This window comes from Treponema parvum, assembly GCF_017893945.1.
Taxonomy (GTDB): Bacteria; Spirochaetota; Spirochaetia; order Treponematales; family Treponemataceae; genus Treponema_D; species Treponema_D parvum_A.
Window position 1 is genome coordinate 348347 of record NZ_CP054257.1, and the last position, 17279, is coordinate 365625.

Genomic DNA, 17279 nt, shown 5'->3' on the forward strand with positions numbered 1-17279 from the left:
AGGTTATGCCAGCACGGTTTTAACTACCGCCTGCAGGGCAGGGACAACGTCTGTTTCAAACCACGGATTTCGCTTGCGCCAGAAGATATTGATCGGCGACGGATGAACCAGCGGAAAATAATCGGGCAAATAGCTTTTGAAATTTTTTACGTTTTCGGTTAGGTTTTGTTTTGCATTCTCCGCCAAATAATATTTTTGCGAGTAAATTCCGATTAAGATTGTAAGCCGGATGTCCGGCATACGAGCTAACAATTTGGGATGCCATGTTGCTGCGAACTCTTTTCGGGGCGGAAGATCGCCGTGTTCGCCCTTGCCCGGATAGTAAAAATCCATGGGAATAATTGCAAACAAATCAGGATTATAAAACTGCTCGTCCGTCACACCCAGCCACTGTCTGAGCAGCTTTCCGCTTGCGTCGTTCCACGTTTTGTTAGTTTCTTGGGCGATCCGTCCCGGCGCCTGGCCTATAAGCGCAATGCGCGAGCGCGGAGACGCCGTGTATAACGGTGACCAGCCCTTTTCTCTGAACACTTCGTTCATTTTCGCTTGATTTATTTCGTCGTAAAGAAGAGGTTTCATTGTTTAGTTTCCTTAAGGGCGCCGCCGGCGGCTTTCGCCGTTATTTTAGCCCGTCAATATTCGTCTAAAATATTGCCTGCCGCGTCGAACGTAATAGGCTTAGGGGCGCTTTCGATTACGATCTGAGGATTCTTTTTTGCATCCTCATAATACGATTCTGAAAGAAAGATATGCTCTATGTGCAGACTGTTGGGGATGCGTACGATTTTCGGATTTTTTTTGTCGATCTCGTTACAGGTTTTGACGCAGAGTTGAACGGCTTCTTTTTCCGTGGCCATAATGATCGGAATGCGCACTCCTCCCAAAACGGTACACGTTATTGCATTGGGGTACATGCTCCCAAGATCCAACTTGTCAAATACTTTTTGTGTAGTTGCGCTTGCGTAACCCAGCCCTATCCCGTTGCCGTGAGTTTCTTCGCTTAAGTCAAGAACCGCGACGCGTTGACTTTTGATTCCGCCCGTAGCATAGGGAGTGCAAAACGTTCCCGTTATATTGGGATCCATGCCGTCGCCGCTGAAATTTTTCCCCAAATAGTCTACGACAAGAACATCGCACTCGTCTACAAGAATTCTCGGCATGTTTGCCTTAGCCTGATTCAGATATTCCGGCTCCTTTTCGGCTATGTCCTTTGCGTCCAATGCTATAACCGAACAGGTTTCGTCATATGCGTTTTCGATAACGCCCAAGCCGAAAAGAACAGGAGCATTTTTGAGTATTGCATTGCCGAACAGGGGAACGTTTTTTGCCATGTTTTTGAATCCCGCTTCATGGCAGACTTCCGCTCCGTATTGTTTCCCCAGACCAATGGCCATCATTTTCATAAAACCGCTTTCATAGGGGCCGCGGAACGCCGTGTGAGGTTTAATCCTGCAGTTTACGATGATACCGTCGGCTTCCGCAGCGTACTTGTCTATAAATACGTCGAGCCCGGTTTCAGTTTTGCCGATCTTTTTGACTTCCATTGACGACAGGATGGGGCAGCCGCAATACGATTGCGTAACCCCGTATGACTCAAGGATTCCAACCTGTCCTTCCGCAGTGGCGCCGCCGTGGCTTCCCATTGCAGGCACTATAAAGGGATCCGCCCCTTGACGGATCACCCAATCGACAATGCTTTTTACGACCAAGGCCTCGTTGCTTATTCCTCTGGAACCTACTGTAATCGCTATACGCATGCCTTTTTTTACCTTGGATCCGCAACCGTTTTCATCCAAAGCGTTAAAGACAGACTGCGGTATGTCTTTTATTTCTATGCGCGGTCTGGGAAACACCTGCTTAATCTTAAACATCTTAGGCAGATAAGTGTCTTTTACCAAATCACTGACGATTTTACGATTTTCGGCGTCAAATTTCATATATTTTCCTTCTTTAAGTTGCTAATAGATTAGATTGACCAATCCTGTCGAAAGCGGCGGGAAGAATGTGATCAATATAAGATCGATGAAGAATAAAAAGTAGAACGGTATGGAATCTTTTATAAATTCCTTTGTGGAGCATCCCGTAACTCCGCAGCAAACAAATATTAAAGTTCCCATCGGAGGCGTAAAAGCTCCTATAGTACAGTTGAATATGTACACCATTCCGAAATGGATCGGATCAATTCCATATTGTGCCGCGACAGGCGCTAAGATTGGAGCCAAAACGATCATCGAAGCGTTGCCTTCGATAAACATTCCTACAATAACTAGGAATATATTTACAAGGATAAGGAATACGTACTTGTTACGGATTATGGAAACCATCCATGCCGAAACGGCCTGCGGAATCTGTTCTTTTGTAAGAATCCATGAAAAACAAGTTGCCGCTCCTATTATCAGCATTATGGAAGTAGTAGTTATGACGCCTTCTTTACATCCCTGTAAAAAGTCTTTTAGCTTAAGCTCTTTATAGCATATTCCCAAAAACAGCGCATAAGCGATTGCGACGGCTCCGGATTCCGTTGCGGTAAAAATACCCAGCCGCACGCCTCCAATGATTATGATAGGCAAAAGGAGAGGCCAAATCGCGGGTCTTAGGGCATCGATTTTTTCTTTTACGGAAATTTTCGTAGTTCGTTTAGGAAGATAATTTCTTTTTTTCGAATAGAACCTGACGAAAATCATTAAAGTGACGGTCATCGTAAGGCCGGGAACAATACCGGCGACGAACAATTTTCCGATGGAAATATTATTTATGACGCCGTATATTATAAGGCCTACTCCCGGAGGAATAAGAGGGACTATCATTCCCGAAGCGCCGGTAACGACCGCCGAAAAAGACAGCGAAAAGCCTGATTTGACCATAGAGGGAACGAGCATTTTGCATTCCATGGCGGCGTCCGCCAATGACGAACCGGAAAGGCCGCCCATAAGGGTTGAAAGCAAAACATTGACTTGGGCGAGCCCTCCGTACATTCTGGAAGTCATGACTTCACAAAAATGCATGATCCTCTTTGTGACGCCGGTATAGTTCATAAATATGCCGGCGCAAACAAAAAACGGTATGGCCAGAAGGGAAAGACCTTCCGTGCCGCTTATCATTTTTTGCGCAAAGATCATCGGGTTGATTGAAGGGTTGAAAATTGTATAAACGGCGGAGGCTCCGAGTACGGCTATGTAAACGGGAACTTTCATAAATAAAAGCGCTAGCAACACTATTGCGCATACGGCGATCAGATTCATTTTATTTCTCCTATTCTATTTCTATTTGTCGTCGGTTCCCGAAAATTCACTGCCTGTGAGTTTATTTTCTTCAATAAGATCCACAGATTCGTCCCATTTTCCCAAAATGTTTACCATGACGAAATTTATGATTTGTAAAACACAGGACAATAAAACTATGGAATAAATAAAAATATAAGGAATCTGTAAAACCGAAGTTTTGCGGCCGGTTGCCATAAACAAGTTTAAGTATATTACCGTTGTATAGGCTAAATAGCATAAGACCAGGATCGAAATTACTGCAATTAAAACATCCAAAACCTTATGGGCTTTCTTTGGAACGGACACATATACTATATCTATTGCCGAATGATTTCCGGTACGGAAAGCCGCGCCGGCAGCTGAAAAGACAACCCAGACTATTAAAAAAGCCTGCATTTCTTCAGTCCAGCCGAACGGCGAGCCTATACAGTATCGCGCTATGACGCCCAAGAAAGTAATCGCGATCAAAACGATCAAAGCCGCTGAGGATATGTAGATATCCACGTACCTCAAAATTGATTTGGCATTTGCTTGCTTTTTATCAGACATTTTGTTCTATTTCCTTAGTTTAATAAGCGACGTTTGCCTAAAAGCAAACTCGAAGTTAAAAGACGCCGCGATGTCTCAGCGGCGGCTTTTAAACGTTCGTTAAAAAACGACATGCGAGGAAATTTCAATTTCCGAGAATGCCGTTTTCGTGCGCTTTTTGCGCACAGTTGATAACACGAGTTTTCTAAGAAAACTCGAAGTTAAAAGATGCCGCGCTTATTTAGCGGCGGCTTTTAAACCTTCTTATTTTACTGCAGCGCGGACGGAATCATAAAGTCCGTCGGACCAACCCAGAGACTTCCCGCCCGTTTTAAGGAATTTTTGTGCGGCGTCAACCCATGCCTTTTTTTCTGCAGCGTTGGGAGTTGTGATCGTAACGCCTGCGGCAATCATCTTTTTCTTTGCGTCTTCCGTCGCCGCGGATTGAAGTTCGTTGTTGAAAAGCCCCGCTTCGTCGGCCGTTGTCATAAGAATTTTCTGCTGTTCCGCCGTAAGAGTTTTAAAGAATCTTTCTCCGCAGATCCACATTGAAGTGGCTAGGATGTGGTGATCTTCGCAAAGATACTTAGCAACTTCGTGGAAAGATCTGTTGGCAAGAGGAGCTGCAGGGTTTTCTACGGCGTCGATCGTTTTTGACTGCAGGGCCTGATACACTTCGCCCATGTCCATTCCGATTGCGGCGGCTCCGAGTGATTTGAAGCTGTCGATCGAAAGTTTGTTCGGAGAAACGCGCATCTTTAAACCTGCAAGGTCTGCGGGCACTACGACTTTTTTAGTGGATATGATGTCTCTCGCTCCGTAGATCCAGTTGGAAGTTAAGACGCGGATGTTGACCTTTTTTGCCAAAGTGTTGCAAAGGTCTCTGTACCAAGAAGTTTCAAGAACCTTCCACACTTCGTCCCATGTTTCAAAAGCGAAAGGCGCGTAAAAAATGCCGAAATCGGGAACTCCGTATTCCGCCAAAAAAGCTCCGTCGGCAACGGTGATCATAGCTTCGCCCGTGATCATCTGATCGATGAGTTCCGTCTTTTTTCCGAGTGCGGAATTCGGGAACAAAGCGAGTTCCATAGATCCGTTGCTTCTTTCTTTAACCAGCTTTGCCCACATTTCTACGGCCTTTGCTGCTGGTTCCGTAGTGGCGTTTTCGTATCCTACGGAAATTTTTACAGTCTTTGCAGCTGCTTTTTTATTGCCGGATTTTGCATCTGCTGCAGATACGATCCCGACAAGCCCAACCAACAAGATGAATCCGATTAAAAACTTTTTCATCTTTTTCTCTCCTTTGCGGGGAAGACATTTTAATGCGTTTCCCCATTGCTTTTAATATCAATTTCGAGATGATAAAACTCGAAATTTTTCGACAGTTTCGTTGTTCGATGAAAAGGTGCGTTTTAAAAACAAGATATGCAAGGTAAGGTTAGTCCTACCCCAAAGCTCAACCGCGGCATTTGCACCGTGAGTTTTTTAAGATGCCCTATTCTTTACCGTGATTGGAAATTTGTCAATACGGATATGGGCGGCTGATATGGGCTGATGCAGGGGTATGCGGGCGGCACGGAAATAGGCAAAAAAATCACACTTGCTGCAAGAGCCGCTCCTTATAAAGAATTTGACATCGAGGTATGTTAAGGTATAGTATTTTTATACACGGTGATGTTTTATCGTGTTATATAGTAAGATACGGGAGTTATAGCCTATGAAAGCTATTTGTATTAATAATCCTAAAGAAGTCGTAATCAAGGATATTCAAAAACCCACCCGCAAGCCGGGAGAAGCCTTGTTAAAACCCCTGTACGGCGGAATTTGCGGATCCGATTTGGGATCTTACAGAGGAACTTTTGCATATTTTTCTTATCCGCGTGTTCCGGGGCACGAGTTTTCGGCCGAAATCGTCGAAATAGACGAAAACAAATACGGTCTGAAAAAGGGAATGGTAGTAACCTGCAATCCTTATTTCAATTGTACAAAGTGTTATTCCTGCAGACACGGCATCGTAAACGCGTGTATGGACAACCAGACGATGGGCGTCCAAAGGGAAGGCGGTTTTGCCGAATACATAACGATGCCGCTCGAGCGCATTTATGACGGCAAAGGACTTGATCCTAAAGTTCTTGCGGTTATCGAACCGTTTTGCATATCCTATCACGGAATTTCACGGTGCAACGTAAAAGAAGGAGAAAAAGTTCTTGTTGTGGGAGCCGGAACCATAGGTGTTCTTGCCGCAGTTGCCGCAAAAGCAAAGGGCGCAAAGGTTTGGATTTCCGATGTTGCGGAAAAAAAACTTGAAATAGCCAAACAATTCGGAATAGACGGCACGATCTTAAACACCGATCCCGAAGCCTTTTCAAAAGCCGTAAGTGAAATAACCGACGGCAACGGCTTTGACGTTACGGCTGAAGCGGTAGGCCTTCCTTCCACATTTTTAAATTGTATAGATGCCGCTTGTTTCGGCGGACGAGTCGTTCAGATAGGTGTGGGAAAGAAAAACGCCGATTTTAATTTTACTCTTTTGCAAAAAAAAGAACTGAACGTTTACGGTTCGCGCAATGCGCTGAAAAAGGATTTTATTGAACTGATCGATTTGGTAAAAGCCGGAAAGGCGCCTTTGGAAAAGATAATTACGAACGTCTATAAATTTAAAGACGCTGCAAAAGCGTTCAGCGATTTTGACGCAAACCAGGGAACTATGCTCAAAGTTCTCATAGATTTTACATAAAGTTTACATATTCCGGCTTGAAAATCCGTCTTAAATTCTGCCGAGGGCGGGTTTGCCGGAAAAATAAGAGTTAAAAAAAGTTTACAGGTAAAAATAAGCGGCGCACAACGGAATTTCAGTTTTCTTTGAAAACTTGAGATTATAAATTGGGTGAGAATCGGGCTGTCCGAAAATTTCGGGCAGTTTTCTTGATTTATCAAATGTGCGCAAAGAGCGCACGGATGCGGCATTTTTGAAAATCGATATTTTCTGCAATGCCGCATTGTAAGGAGGTCCAAATGTTAAAAGATGGAAGCCGTAAATTTGTGTGTTTTCTGGCGTTGAGTGTTGCGGTTGTGGGTATGGTTTTTGCCGGAGGAGCGAACGAATCGTCTTCCGCCAAAAAGATGACAATTCAGATAGGATTTGAAAATTCGATGTCCGAACCCGTAGGACAAGCTCTGAAAAAATGGCAGAGCCTTGTTGCGGAAAAGGGAGACGGCTCTTTGGTAATCGAACTGTTTCCTGATAGTCAACTCGGCAGCAAGAATAAACTTATCGACTCCATGCTTTTAGGCGAGCCCGTGATGACATTGGCAGACGGAGCCTTTTATGCCGACTACGGCGTAAAGGATATGGGTATAGTATTCGGTCCGTTTTTGTTTGAAAACTGGGATCAGTGTTGGAAATTGATAGAAAGCGATTGGTACAAACAGCAGAGCAGTCTGTTGGAGAAAAAAGGACTTAAACTTGTCTCTTCAAACTGGATCTACGGCGATCGCCACACCTTAACGGTTAAACCTGTAAAAAGCGTAAAGGATCTTAAGGGCATGAAGATTCGCGTTCCTTCAAACCAGATTCAGACTGAAGGAATGAACGTGCTCGGCGCGGCCGCTACGGGAATGAGCCTCGGCGACGTTTACCAGGCCTTACAGTCAAAGACGATCGACGGAGCCGAAAATCCGCTGTCTACTCTTTACGGCCGTAAATTGCAGGAAGTCGCAAAATATCTCATTTTGGACGGACACGTAAAAAACTTTACCACATGGGTATGTTCCGCGGCTATGTTTAACTCTTTAACGAAGAGCCAGCAAGAACTTCTTGTTTCAACGGGTAATGAAGCCGGCGTTTACAACAACAAGCTTCAGGATGCGGCGCAAGACGACTATTTGAAAAAAATGAAAGCGGAAGGCGTTCAGGTTGTAGAAATGACCCCGGCCCTGCAAAAAGAATTCCGAGATGCGGCCATGCCGTTTTATGACAAAGGAAGTCAATTCGGCTGGTCTCAGGGCTTATATCGAACCGTAAGAAAAGCGATGGGAGAAAACTGAGTCGATTTATTGTGAAGGCTGCATTATTTGCAGCCTTATCTGTTTTTAGTTTGATTCGTCAAAGATATTTTTCTTAAGGGTAATTATGAAAAAGCAATGCGGAAAAAAATGTAAAATAGTAAGAGCGATATTGTCGAACTTGGATTTTATGGTAGCTTCTTTGGCTCTTACGGTTCTTATAATATTAACGTTTTTAGGCGTTATCATGCGTTATGTGCTGGGCAGTCCCTTTACGTGGCTTGAAGAAGTTCAGCTTTTCTGTATGGTATGGATCGTGTTCGCCGCTGCAGGAGGCGCGTTCAGGACAAAAAGTCATGTCGCTATCGAAATGGTTGTGGAACTGTTTCCTCTCAAGTTGCAAAAGGCGACGGAGTTTTTTATAGACGCGGTGGTCGTCGCAGTTCTTTTGTATCTGTTTTACCAAAGCATAGGATTTGTTTCTCTTTTTGTCAGAAGCGGCAGAAGCACCAGCATGTTGGGGATTCCTTATACTATAGTTTACGGAATAGCGCCAGTTTCTTGCATCGTGATGTTGTGGAACTATTTCAGGGTAAAATACCGCTCTAAAGAAAGTATGGAAAGATCGCAAGAGGGGGAAGAGAAATGAATTTTTTAATTATTTTATCCGCAGTGACGATGCTCCTTTTGCTGTTCCTAAAAGTACCGGTTTTTATTTCGATTTTGGGAGGTTCAATACTATACTTTGTCTTTAATCCCGGAATAAATCAAATCGTATTCGCTCAGCATGCGATAACCGGAGCGGAAAGTATTTCCTTGCTCGCCGTTCCGTTCTTCGTTTGCGCCGGAACCTTTATGAATTACACGGGCGTTACAAGGCGCATAATGGATTTTTGCAGCGTGATAACCGGCCGCATGACCGGCGGATTGGCGCAGGTCAACGTCCTTTTGTCGACCCTTATGGGCGGGCTTTCAGGATCGAATCTTGCAGATGCCGCGATGGAAGCAAAAATGCTTGTGCCCGAAATGGAAGAAAAAGGGTTTTCCAAGGCTTTTTCTACGGTCGTTACCGCAACGTCTTCCATGATAACGCCTTTGATTCCGCCCGGAATAGCTATGATTTTGTACGGGTGTATTGCAAATGTTTCCATCGGCAAACTGTTCGTTTCGGGAGTTGGAGTAGGCTTTTTCCTCTGCGTAACCATGATGATGCTTGTCTCATGGCTTTCCAAACGCCGCGGATATGCGCCGCTTCGCACAACGCGGATGACGGCCAAAGATTATAAAAGAGTGGTTCCTCCCGCCATAGCCCCGTTGTGTCTTCCCGTCATAATCATAGGCGGCATAAGACTCGGTATTTTTACGGCTACGGAAGCCGGAGCTGTTGCGATAATTTACGCTATCATTCTGGGGTTCGGCTACAAGGATCTGAAAGTTAAAAACCTGATAATTGGTCTAAAGGAAACGGCCGCTACTACGGCTTCGATAATGCTCATTGTGGCGTCTGCAACCGTGTTTTCGTGGGTTCTCACAAAAGAAAGAATTCCTCAGCAGCTTACCGAATGGATAGTAGCGTCCATAAAGAGTAAGTATGTTTTTTTAATGATCGTAAACGTCTTTCTTTTGCTGGTCGGAATGTTCATAGAAGGCAATGCGTCCATGATAGTTTTGGTTCCCCTTTTGGCTCCCATTGCGGCCGCCTACGGAATTGATGAAATTCATTTTGCGATGATGTATATTTTCAATAACGCCATAGGAGCTTTGTCGCCGCCCATGGGAACTCTTATGTTCGTTACATGCAGTATTACCGGCTGTAAAACTAAAGATTTTATAAAAGAGGCGGTGCCTTTTTATATTTTGCTCTTTTTCGATCTGCTTATGTTTACGTTTGTTCCTGTGTTTACGACGGGATTAGTATCTCTGATCTACTGATAAAAGCTTTTTAATTGATCGAAAACATGTAAAAGCAGTAGTCAAAAAGCGTAAAAAGACTATTATATCATAGAGCATACAATAGCCGTGCTAAAATTAGAGGAGACTTAATATGAAATCTATTGTTGACGTAAAGAAGCCTGTTTCCCGCCCTGAAAAGGTTCTTCAATTCGGGGAAGGAAATTTTCTGCGCGCATTTGTGGATTGGCAGATCGATGTGGCCAATGAAAAAACAAAATTTAACGGAAACGTTGTAATCGTTCAGCCGCTCCAGCGGGGACTCAGCGATATGATAAACGAACAAAAAGGATTGTATACCACCGTTCTTCGCGGAATCCAAAACGGAAAAAAAGTTGACGAGCGTCGCGTCATAACGTCCGTGAGTAAATGTATAAAAGCTTACGATCAATATGACGATTACATTGCTTACGCCAAGAGCCCGGACCTTAGATTTGTGGTTTCAAATACGACGGAAGCCGGAATATCTTACGCGCCCGGATGCAAATTGGACGACAAGCCGCCTGCATCGTTTCCTGCAAAGGCCTGTCAGTTTTTGTATCGCCGCTTTAAAGCTTTTAACGGTTCTGCGAGCAGCGGATTGGTCTTTATTCCGTGCGAATTGATCGAAAAAAACGGCGATAATTTAAAACGGATAATCCTTGATTACGCAAAGGAATGGAACCTTGAAGCGGACTTTACAAAATGGGTGAACGAGGCCTGTACGTTCTGCAACAGCTTGGTAGACCGCATAGTTCCGGGCTATCCTAAAGAAGAAGCCGAAAAGATCTGCAGCGAGCAGGGGTACAAGGACAACCTTCTTGATTCCGCTGAAATTTTCCATCTTTGGGTTATCGAATCTCAAGGCGACTTGGATAAGCTTGCAAAGGAATTTCCTCTCAAGGATGCGGGGCTGAACGTTATATGGACAAAGGATATGTCTTTTTACCGCACGCGCAAAGTGCGCATATTAAACGGCACTCACACGATGTTTGTACCGCCCGCATATCTTTACGGGCTTGAAACCGTCCGCGAAAGCATCATCGATAAAAACATGATAAAATTCATCAAAAAAGGCCTGTTTGACGAGATAATTCCGTCTATGGACGGCGATAAAGAAGCTCTCAAAGATTATGCGAATAATGTTTTGGAACGCTTTGAAAATCCGTTCATTAAACACGAACTTTCAAGCATTCTGCTCAACACGACGGCAAAATTCCCCGTCAGAGACCTTCCGTCCGTAACGGGATTTATCAAAAAAGAAGGAAAAGTTCCGCAAGTTCTTGCATTTGACCTTGCTTCCATCATAGCTTTGTACGAAGGAAAGGTGACGGCCGACCGCGAAATGACAACCGTTCATAAAAGAGGCGGAGTTGCCGTAAAATTGCAGGACGACACGGATTCTCTTAAATTCTTTGAAGACCTGTACGCAAAGACAAAGGATCCCAAGGAATTGGCAAAAGCGGTTTTAAAACATGAAAAATTCTGGAAAGAGGATTTGACAAAATACGAAGGGCTTGAAGAAACCGTAGCCGGATACTTGGCTGCGATTCAAAAGGACGGAATAAAGAGCGCTCTTGATTCCGTCGCCAACCGATAAATTTTTGAGATATGGACGCTATGAGTAATAAAACTGAAAATTGTAAATGTTCGTGCGGCGGTTTTTCGGAACACAAAGACACATGCGGCGTTCCCGAATCTTCGGCTTTTGAAAACGAAGTGCAAACCTACGGAAAAAAAGTTATACGCATACACCCTTCCGACAGCGTAGCGGTCGCCCTTTCCCCTCTTAAAAAGGGCGAAAATGTAACGGTAGAGGCTTCCGGCAATGCAAAGGAAGTAACCGTAACGCTGAAAGAAGAAATTTCTGCGGGACACAAATTCGCGCTGAAAGACATAAAAAGCGGAGAGCCCATCATAAAATACGGCTATCCGATCGGAGCTGCAAAAACCGATATCCTTAAAGGCTCTCACGTGCATGTGCATAACACAAGAACCTTGCTTTCCGAAGAAGCCACATATTCTTATGATGAAAAGGGCGCAAAAGAGGCCTTTGAATCGTGGAAAAAAGACACAGCTTATTTCAGCGAACACATACCGTCCATAAATGTCTATAAACGCGCCGACGGCCGCATAGGAGTGCGAAACGAAGTTTGGATCGTTCCTACCGTCGGCTGCGTAAATAAAATTTCAGAAAATCTTGCCATGTGGGCAAACGGAAAATTCTGCGGCGGAGAAGTCGGTCCTAAAGAAGACGGCGGACTGGAAGGATTTTTTGTGTGGTCGCATCCTTACGGCTGTTCTCAAATGAGCGAGGATCACGCTACGACGCGTAAAATTTTGGCGGATCTGGTTCATCATCCTAACGCGGGCGCGGTTTTAGTTGTCAGTTTGGGATGTGAAAACATTACAAGCGAGCAGTTTTTGGAAGAGCTCGGCGGCTTTGATCCCGAGCGTGTAAAATTTTTAAAGGCTCAAGACTTTGCCGATGAAATTTCCGAAGGACGCAAACTTTTGACGGAGTTGGCTTCCTATGCCGGAAAATTCAAGAGAGAACAGGTTCCTATGAACGAGCTTGTGCTCGGAATGAAATGCGGAGGTTCCGACGGTTTAAGCGGAATAACCGCCAACGCGCTGGTGGGTCGAGTGTGCGACGCTCTTACCGCGATGGGCGGCTCCGTAATGCTTACGGAAGTGCCTGAAATGTTCGGCGCCGAGCAGATGCTTATGAACCGCTGTGTAAACCGCGACCTTTTTAATCAAACCGTAGATCTTATAAACGGATTTAAAGATTATTTTACCAAGCACGGGCAGGTAGTGTATGAAAATCCTTCTCCCGGCAATAAGGCGGGCGGAATCACTACCCTTGAAGACAAATCCCTGGGTTGTGTTCAAAAAGGGGGAAAGGCGCCCGTGTGCGGTGTGCTTAAATACGGCGACAGGATTACAAAAAAAGGACTGAACCTTTTGGAAGGCCCCGGAAACGATATCGTTTCAACTACGGATATGACGGCTGCCGGCGCGCACATCATTTTGTTTACTACCGGACGCGGAACCCCTCTCGGCGCTCCCGTTCCGACGATAAAGATTGCGACCAATCATCCCTTGGCGGAAAAGAAATCAGGATGGATTGATTTTGACGCCTCGCAGATGCTCGACAGAAATGTGGACGGCGTTAGAGACGATCTTATAAAGCTCATATGCGATGTGGCTTCCGGCAAAAAGTCTGCAAGAAACGAGATAAACGGTTATAGAGAAATAGCGATCTTTAAAAACGGAGTAACGCTTTAGACCGCCGCTTCAAGCCGAAACTGCAAGCGGCGACCGGGCGGGGTTTACGGCGCCGAAGTTATTGAATCCCCGCACGAATAGATTATTTTTTTTGAGTTGCGGTTTCAGGTTTTAGCAGAATTTTACCGCTTATTGACGTAAGCAGCTGTTGGAACGATATTCCTATCACCACAGGGATCGAGCAGCGCGGTTCAAAATAAGTTATTGCTATGACTAGAGCCGCGCTTATGTTCCTCATGCCCGCGCTGAATACGAAGGAAACTTTTTGATCGTACGGCAGTTTGATTATGCCCGCGAAAATGTTCGCTATAAAAAATCCAGCAAAGCACAGCGCAAGGGTTATTATTCCCGTGCGGATGTAAAGCATATCGAAGTTTAAAGAAGGGCTTATTTTTCCCGCATTTATGATGATAACGCAAAAAAGTGCGATCTTTGAAGCGGGTTTTAAAATAGGCAAAAATTTTTGCGGGATTTTCCCGCCTGAAATTTGGTTTGCCGCTATTCCCAAACATGAAGGAACTACTATCATCCAAACGAGCGACATAAACATGGAAGCGGAATTTATAGTGATTTCAGCGCCGCAAAAGATCTTTACTATGAGCGGAGTTACTACCGGGCCTAAAAAGGTATCTATAAGGATCAATGTTATGTTAAGAGGAATGTTTCCGTGAAATATATTTGTCCAGATCGAGGATGAAACCGCTACCGGAATAGAGTACAACAAGACGAGCCCCGTAGCTATTTGGTAGTCGCCGGAAAGAAGAACGCTTGCTGCAGCCCAAGCCGCAAACGGCTGTATAAGATGAAAGACAATCAAAAACATGAATATGGGCAGAGGATGCGAAAGTGTTTGTTTGAAATCCGAAACGTTCATGTTTATCGTGCCGGAAAAGGTCATAAAGGCAAAAAGAGGTACGGCAAAAGCCGAAAAACGGCCGGCCCTTGGTCCGAGTAAAAATCCTATTATGAGCCCGGAAAGCGTGAGAAAGGGCATGAGTTTTTCAAGAGCTGCGTTGAACCCGGAAATTAAAGATCGGTTCATGCCGCTATTATAGTCTTAAAGAGCGGCGCGTGCAATTGTCGTATCGATTGACGGCTGAGACGCTGAATACGGCCGCAGTACATCGCGACACGGAGACTACGCAGCCTGAAAATTAATTTCCGAAAATTTCCGTTCGATGTTTTGCTCCGAGGGTCTGCAATTTCTCATACATAGAGGGGGTGGTGTCCGCTTCCGAGAGATCAAGTTTTTCGGTTTGAAAGCTGCGGTTTTCGCCGTTTGTGCCGGGATGCTGACTGCCGTTAAGGCTGTTTAAATCGATCGAAAACCTGTTCATTGAAAAGTGCTGATAAACGCGCACCGCATGCCAGGCCTCAGCGTGCTCTTTATATGAAGAAAAAAGCGCATTTTTATAGGGCAAAAATATTCCGTTTCCTTTTAGTTCCGCATAGCCTACAAGCCAAAGCTGCACGCGGCAAAGCTTCGGCGTCCCCGGCTCAAGGTTTTCAAAAAGCGCCTGGTGAAGCTGTGCCGTCTTTTTTGCCATCCATATTTGACTTTGCTCTATGAGTTTTAAAATCCTGTCGTCGCCTGAGCGCATGAGGCAGCGCAGGTGCGCCGTTTTTGCGGTATGCACCGGCGTCTTATTAAGTATAAGCACGTTTTTGCGAAAGTCTATTCCGAGATCTTTATTGCGCCGGAAAAATCCTTCAGCGATTTTTCCCGCTTGTCCAACCAAATACCGCCTGTTTGCGGCGAGCTGCTCGTTTTTTCCGGGATTGTCGCCCGTAACTATTAAGCGGATATCGCTTTCTTGAGTAAATTTGTCCAAATCAAGGTTATAGACAACTGGAGTTTCCACTTCATAATCAGGGGTGTCGTTTGACGCCGCCTGTTTTTGAAGCGGTTTTAGATCGGAAGCCAGCGCGGACCAGCTTTCGCACTGCATTTTAAATTCTTCTCTAAAATTGCAAAAAGCCTGCCATTGATTTTTATTCATAAAATATCTTTTTTCATGATAAGGCCGTCCGAATGCGGAAAAACGCCGCTTATTTTACGGACTGTTTTAAATCCGCAATTTATGTAAATATTAACGGCTTTCTCCCATTCTTCATTTACCATGAGAAGCAGTGTTTTTAAAGGTCTGCCAGAGGCGGCTTCGTTTTTAATGATAAAATCCAAGGATGCGGTAAAAACGGACGGCCCCATTCCCCTTCCTCTAAACTGCGGAAAAAGGGCGAACGACGTTATGTATAAAACGCCGCCGTAAGGATCATGTTTTTTTCGTATCGAATGCCCGATTTTAAAATCTTCATCATTCTCGGGCACAAATTTCCAACGCTCGGAACTGAAATATCCCGCCGCAGCGTGAGGAGATTCCGTTTCAAATATTATAAATCCGCCGGGGAAAATTTTTATTCTTTCTTCAAAGACGTTTTTATCCTCTTGAATTTCACGGATAAAAGCGGATGTTTCAATCTTTATGATGTCGTCGATATCGTTTACCGCGGCATAGCGTAAAATCATTTTGAGTTATATCAGCTTTAACGTATCGGCAGGGTTGGATTCCGCCTTTACTTTTCCCGAAGCCCTTATTATCATTCCGCCTTCGTCTATAAGATATGTTGTGCGGACGGTGCCCATAACTTTTTTCCCGTACATGTTTTTTTCTTTCCAAACGTCATAGGCTTTAAGAACTTTCAGTTCGGGATCCGAAAGCAGAGTAAATGAAAGGCCGTGTTTTGCTGCGAATTTTTTATGGCTTTCGACGCTGTCCTTGCTGACGCCCAGAATGACGGCTCCTTTTTTTTCAAACTGCGGCCGCAATTCGGAAAACCCGCACGCCTGTTTTGTGCAGCCGGAAGTATTATCCTTAGAATAAAAATATAAAATCACTTTTTTGCCTCGGTAGTCCGAAAGCCTTCTTGTCGCGCCGTCCTGATCCTGCAAAGAAAAATCCGGCGCCGGTGTATTTTCAGAAAGCATATTATCTCCCATAAAAATGCTGCAATTTCGAGCAACGCGCAGCTTGCGGCGAGCGCAAAGTTCCCCGTGCAGAGAACTCGCAGTGCTTTTGTGCGCTCTTTGCACACGTTGTTTTTTATTCTATCATGAAAATAAAGATGATAACAGTCGCCCTTTATGAAACTTTGCGGCTTTATTTTACATAGGGCATGTAGTCGCCGTAGCCTTCTTTTTCCATGTCGGCATAGGGGATAAACTTGAGAGAGGCTCCGTTTATGCAGTAGCGAAGCCCGCCATCTTCTTTAGGCCCGTCGTCGAACACGTGTCCCAAATGAGAGTTCCCCGTTCGGGAATGCACTTCGGTACGCAGCATGCCGAAACTCGTATCTTTTTCGTAGTCGACCGCTTCGGTCGTTATGGGCTTTGTAAAACTCGGCCAGCCGCAGCCGGCGTCGTATTTGTCGGTTGAAGAAAAAAGCGGTTTCCCCGTTACGATGTCGACGTAGATTCCTTTTTCGTCGAAAGCGTCATATTCGCTCGTGTAGGGTCGTTCGGTTGCCTGATGCTGTGTTACGTCGTACTGAAGAGGAGAGAGCTTTTTCTTTAGAGCGTCTTTATCGGGCACTGCAAAACGGCTTTCATTGTACAGCGGTTTTGTGGCGAGACTCAAATCGATGTGGCAATAGCCGCCGGGATTTTTATCGAGGTATTTTTGATGATAATCTTCGGCGCGAACGAAATTTTTTACAACGTCTTTTTCAACGGCGAGAGGTGCGGGATATTTTTTTTGCATAAAATCCAAAAAAGCTTGTACATCCTTTTCGTCGTCTGCGTCGGTATAATAAATGCCGGTGCGGTACTGGCGGCCCCTGTCGTTTCCCTGCCGGTTCACGGAAGTAGGGTCTATGATCCTAAAATAGTGGGCGAGAAGTTCTTCCAGCGTAATTGTCGCAGGATCGTAAACGATGCGGACGGTTTCGGCGTGATCGGTTTCGGACAATTTGTGATATGTAGTTTTATTCGTCTTTCCGTTTGCGTATCCCGTTTCAGTCATCGTGACGCCGGGAAGACGCTCGAAATACGCTTCGACGCCCCAAAAGCAGCCGCCTGCAAGGTAGATTTCTTTTTCGTTTTTCATCGTTTTTCCGCCCGGGTTTGCAGTTTTTCGGTCGATTTTCAAAACGCTTTTATCCTGCGGTTTAGCGCAAGACGCGCACAGAACAAACGCACATAAAAATGCATACGCCGTTTTTATACATTGTAATCGTTTCATATTTATACTCTATTTTATAAATAAT

General features: G+C 44.9%; 16 protein-coding genes. 6 read left to right on the plus strand and 10 right to left on the minus strand.

The genetic code is table 11. The features are described from left to right. Window positions 1–3: 3 nt before the first annotated feature. From HRI96_RS01605 to HRI96_RS01625, 5 genes are all read right to left on the minus strand, one after another. Window positions 4–579 carry a uracil-DNA glycosylase family protein gene (locus tag HRI96_RS01605; RefSeq protein WP_210117793.1) on the minus strand — a complete coding sequence of 192 codons (576 nt, stop codon included), beginning with the start codon at window positions 577–579 and terminating at the stop codon, window positions 4–6. 53 nt (window positions 580–632) lie between these two features. Beyond that, window positions 633–1937: a nickel pincer cofactor-dependent isomerase, group 22 gene (locus HRI96_RS01610; protein WP_210117794.1), complete on the minus strand. Its 1305-nt coding sequence runs from the start codon at window positions 1935–1937 to the stop codon at window positions 633–635. Between the two features lie 21 nt (window positions 1938–1958). Continuing rightward, complete coding sequence (locus HRI96_RS01615) at window positions 1959–3242, minus strand: TRAP transporter large permease (protein ID WP_210117795.1); 1284 nt, start codon at window positions 3240–3242, stop codon at window positions 1959–1961. A 21-nt stretch (window positions 3243–3263) separates the two neighbouring features. Next, window positions 3264–3812, minus strand: a complete 549-nt coding sequence (locus HRI96_RS01620; RefSeq protein WP_210117796.1) for a TRAP transporter small permease — start codon at window positions 3810–3812, stop codon at window positions 3264–3266. Window positions 3813–4055: 243 nt separating this feature from the next. Continuing rightward, window positions 4056–5081: a C4-dicarboxylate TRAP transporter substrate-binding protein gene (locus HRI96_RS01625; RefSeq protein WP_210117797.1), complete on the minus strand. Its 1026-nt coding sequence runs from the start codon at window positions 5079–5081 to the stop codon at window positions 4056–4058. Window positions 5082–5508: 427 nt separating this feature from the next. On the opposite strand from HRI96_RS01625, the gene HRI96_RS01630 reads away from it, so the two are divergent. The 6 genes from HRI96_RS01630 (at window position 5509) to HRI96_RS01655 (ending at window position 13016) form a co-directional block, all read left to right on the plus strand. Next, window positions 5509–6528 (plus strand): zinc-binding alcohol dehydrogenase family protein, encoded by a 1020-nt coding sequence (locus HRI96_RS01630; protein ID WP_210117798.1) that lies wholly within the window; start codon window positions 5509–5511, stop codon window positions 6526–6528. Window positions 6529–6806: 278 nt separating this feature from the next. Then, window positions 6807–7838: a C4-dicarboxylate TRAP transporter substrate-binding protein gene (locus HRI96_RS01635; protein ID WP_210117799.1), complete on the plus strand. Its 1032-nt coding sequence runs from the start codon at window positions 6807–6809 to the stop codon at window positions 7836–7838. An 85-nt stretch (window positions 7839–7923) separates the two neighbouring features. Continuing rightward, window positions 7924–8445, plus strand: a complete 522-nt coding sequence (locus HRI96_RS01640) for a TRAP transporter small permease (RefSeq protein WP_210117800.1) — start codon at window positions 7924–7926, stop codon at window positions 8443–8445. After that, the gene (locus HRI96_RS01645) at window positions 8442–9728 is read left to right on the plus strand and encodes a TRAP transporter large permease (RefSeq protein WP_210117801.1); all 1287 of its coding nucleotides are present in this window, start codon (window positions 8442–8444) and stop codon (window positions 9726–9728) included. The genes HRI96_RS01640 and HRI96_RS01645 overlap by 4 nt, the downstream gene beginning before the upstream one ends. A gap of 112 nt (window positions 9729–9840) precedes the next feature. Further along, window positions 9841–11325 carry a tagaturonate reductase gene (locus tag HRI96_RS01650; RefSeq protein WP_210117802.1) on the plus strand — a complete coding sequence of 495 codons (1485 nt, stop codon included), beginning with the start codon at window positions 9841–9843 and terminating at the stop codon, window positions 11323–11325. 20 nt (window positions 11326–11345) lie between these two features. Beyond that, complete coding sequence (locus tag HRI96_RS01655) at window positions 11346–13016, plus strand: UxaA family hydrolase (RefSeq protein WP_210117803.1); 1671 nt, start codon at window positions 11346–11348, stop codon at window positions 13014–13016. An 82-nt stretch (window positions 13017–13098) separates the two neighbouring features. Here the strand turns inward: HRI96_RS01655 and HRI96_RS01660 are convergent, their stop codons facing one another. The 5 genes from HRI96_RS01660 to msrB form a co-directional block, all read right to left on the minus strand. Continuing rightward, window positions 13099–14058: a bile acid:sodium symporter family protein gene (locus HRI96_RS01660; RefSeq protein ID WP_210117804.1), complete on the minus strand. Its 960-nt coding sequence runs from the start codon at window positions 14056–14058 to the stop codon at window positions 13099–13101. 112 nt (window positions 14059–14170) lie between these two features. Next, on the minus strand, window positions 14171–15016 hold the full coding sequence (locus HRI96_RS01665; protein WP_210117805.1) for a uracil-DNA glycosylase family protein: 846 nt from the start codon (window positions 15014–15016) through the stop codon (window positions 14171–14173). Then, window positions 15013–15543: a GNAT family N-acetyltransferase gene (locus tag HRI96_RS01670; protein WP_210117806.1), complete on the minus strand. Its 531-nt coding sequence runs from the start codon at window positions 15541–15543 to the stop codon at window positions 15013–15015. The genes HRI96_RS01665 and HRI96_RS01670 overlap by 4 nt, the downstream gene beginning before the upstream one ends. A gap of 6 nt (window positions 15544–15549) precedes the next feature. Then, entirely contained in the window at window positions 15550–16014 is a 465-nt protein-coding gene (locus tag HRI96_RS01675; RefSeq protein WP_210117807.1) for a peroxiredoxin, read from the minus strand. A 160-nt stretch (window positions 16015–16174) separates the two neighbouring features. Next, window positions 16175–17254, minus strand: coding sequence for a peptide-methionine (R)-S-oxide reductase MsrB (gene msrB, locus HRI96_RS01680; RefSeq protein ID WP_430741166.1), 1080 nt, complete (start codon window positions 17252–17254; stop codon window positions 16175–16177). Window positions 17255–17279: the final 25 nt, after the last annotated feature.

Coding starts and splice junctions, on each gene's coding strand:
- HRI96_RS01605 (WP_210117793.1), bottom strand. CDS start 579: ATGAAACCTCTTCTTTACGACGAAATAAATCAAGCGAAAATGAACGAA.
- HRI96_RS01610 (WP_210117794.1), bottom strand. CDS start 1,937: ATGAAATTTGACGCCGAAAATCGTAAAATCGTCAGTGATTTGGTAAAA.
- HRI96_RS01615 (WP_210117795.1), bottom strand. CDS start 3,242: ATGAATCTGATCGCCGTATGCGCAATAGTGTTGCTAGCGCTTTTATTT.
- HRI96_RS01620 (WP_210117796.1), bottom strand. CDS start 3,812: ATGTCTGATAAAAAGCAAGCAAATGCCAAATCAATTTTGAGGTACGTG.
- HRI96_RS01625 (WP_210117797.1), bottom strand. CDS start 5,081: ATGAAAAAGTTTTTAATCGGATTCATCTTGTTGGTTGGGCTTGTCGGG.
- HRI96_RS01630 (WP_210117798.1), top strand. CDS start 5,509: ATGAAAGCTATTTGTATTAATAATCCTAAAGAAGTCGTAATCAAGGAT.
- HRI96_RS01635 (WP_210117799.1), top strand. CDS start 6,807: ATGTTAAAAGATGGAAGCCGTAAATTTGTGTGTTTTCTGGCGTTGAGT.
- HRI96_RS01640 (WP_210117800.1), top strand. CDS start 7,924: ATGAAAAAGCAATGCGGAAAAAAATGTAAAATAGTAAGAGCGATATTG.
- HRI96_RS01645 (WP_210117801.1), top strand. CDS start 8,442: ATGAATTTTTTAATTATTTTATCCGCAGTGACGATGCTCCTTTTGCTG.
- HRI96_RS01650 (WP_210117802.1), top strand. CDS start 9,841: ATGAAATCTATTGTTGACGTAAAGAAGCCTGTTTCCCGCCCTGAAAAG.
- HRI96_RS01655 (WP_210117803.1), top strand. CDS start 11,346: ATGAGTAATAAAACTGAAAATTGTAAATGTTCGTGCGGCGGTTTTTCG.
- HRI96_RS01660 (WP_210117804.1), bottom strand. CDS start 14,058: ATGAACCGATCTTTAATTTCCGGGTTCAACGCAGCTCTTGAAAAACTC.
- HRI96_RS01665 (WP_210117805.1), bottom strand. CDS start 15,016: ATGAATAAAAATCAATGGCAGGCTTTTTGCAATTTTAGAGAAGAATTT.
- HRI96_RS01670 (WP_210117806.1), bottom strand. CDS start 15,543: ATGATTTTACGCTATGCCGCGGTAAACGATATCGACGACATCATAAAG.
- HRI96_RS01675 (WP_210117807.1), bottom strand. CDS start 16,014: ATGGGAGATAATATGCTTTCTGAAAATACACCGGCGCCGGATTTTTCT.
- msrB (WP_430741166.1), bottom strand. CDS start 17,254: ATGAAACGATTACAATGTATAAAAACGGCGTATGCATTTTTATGTGCG.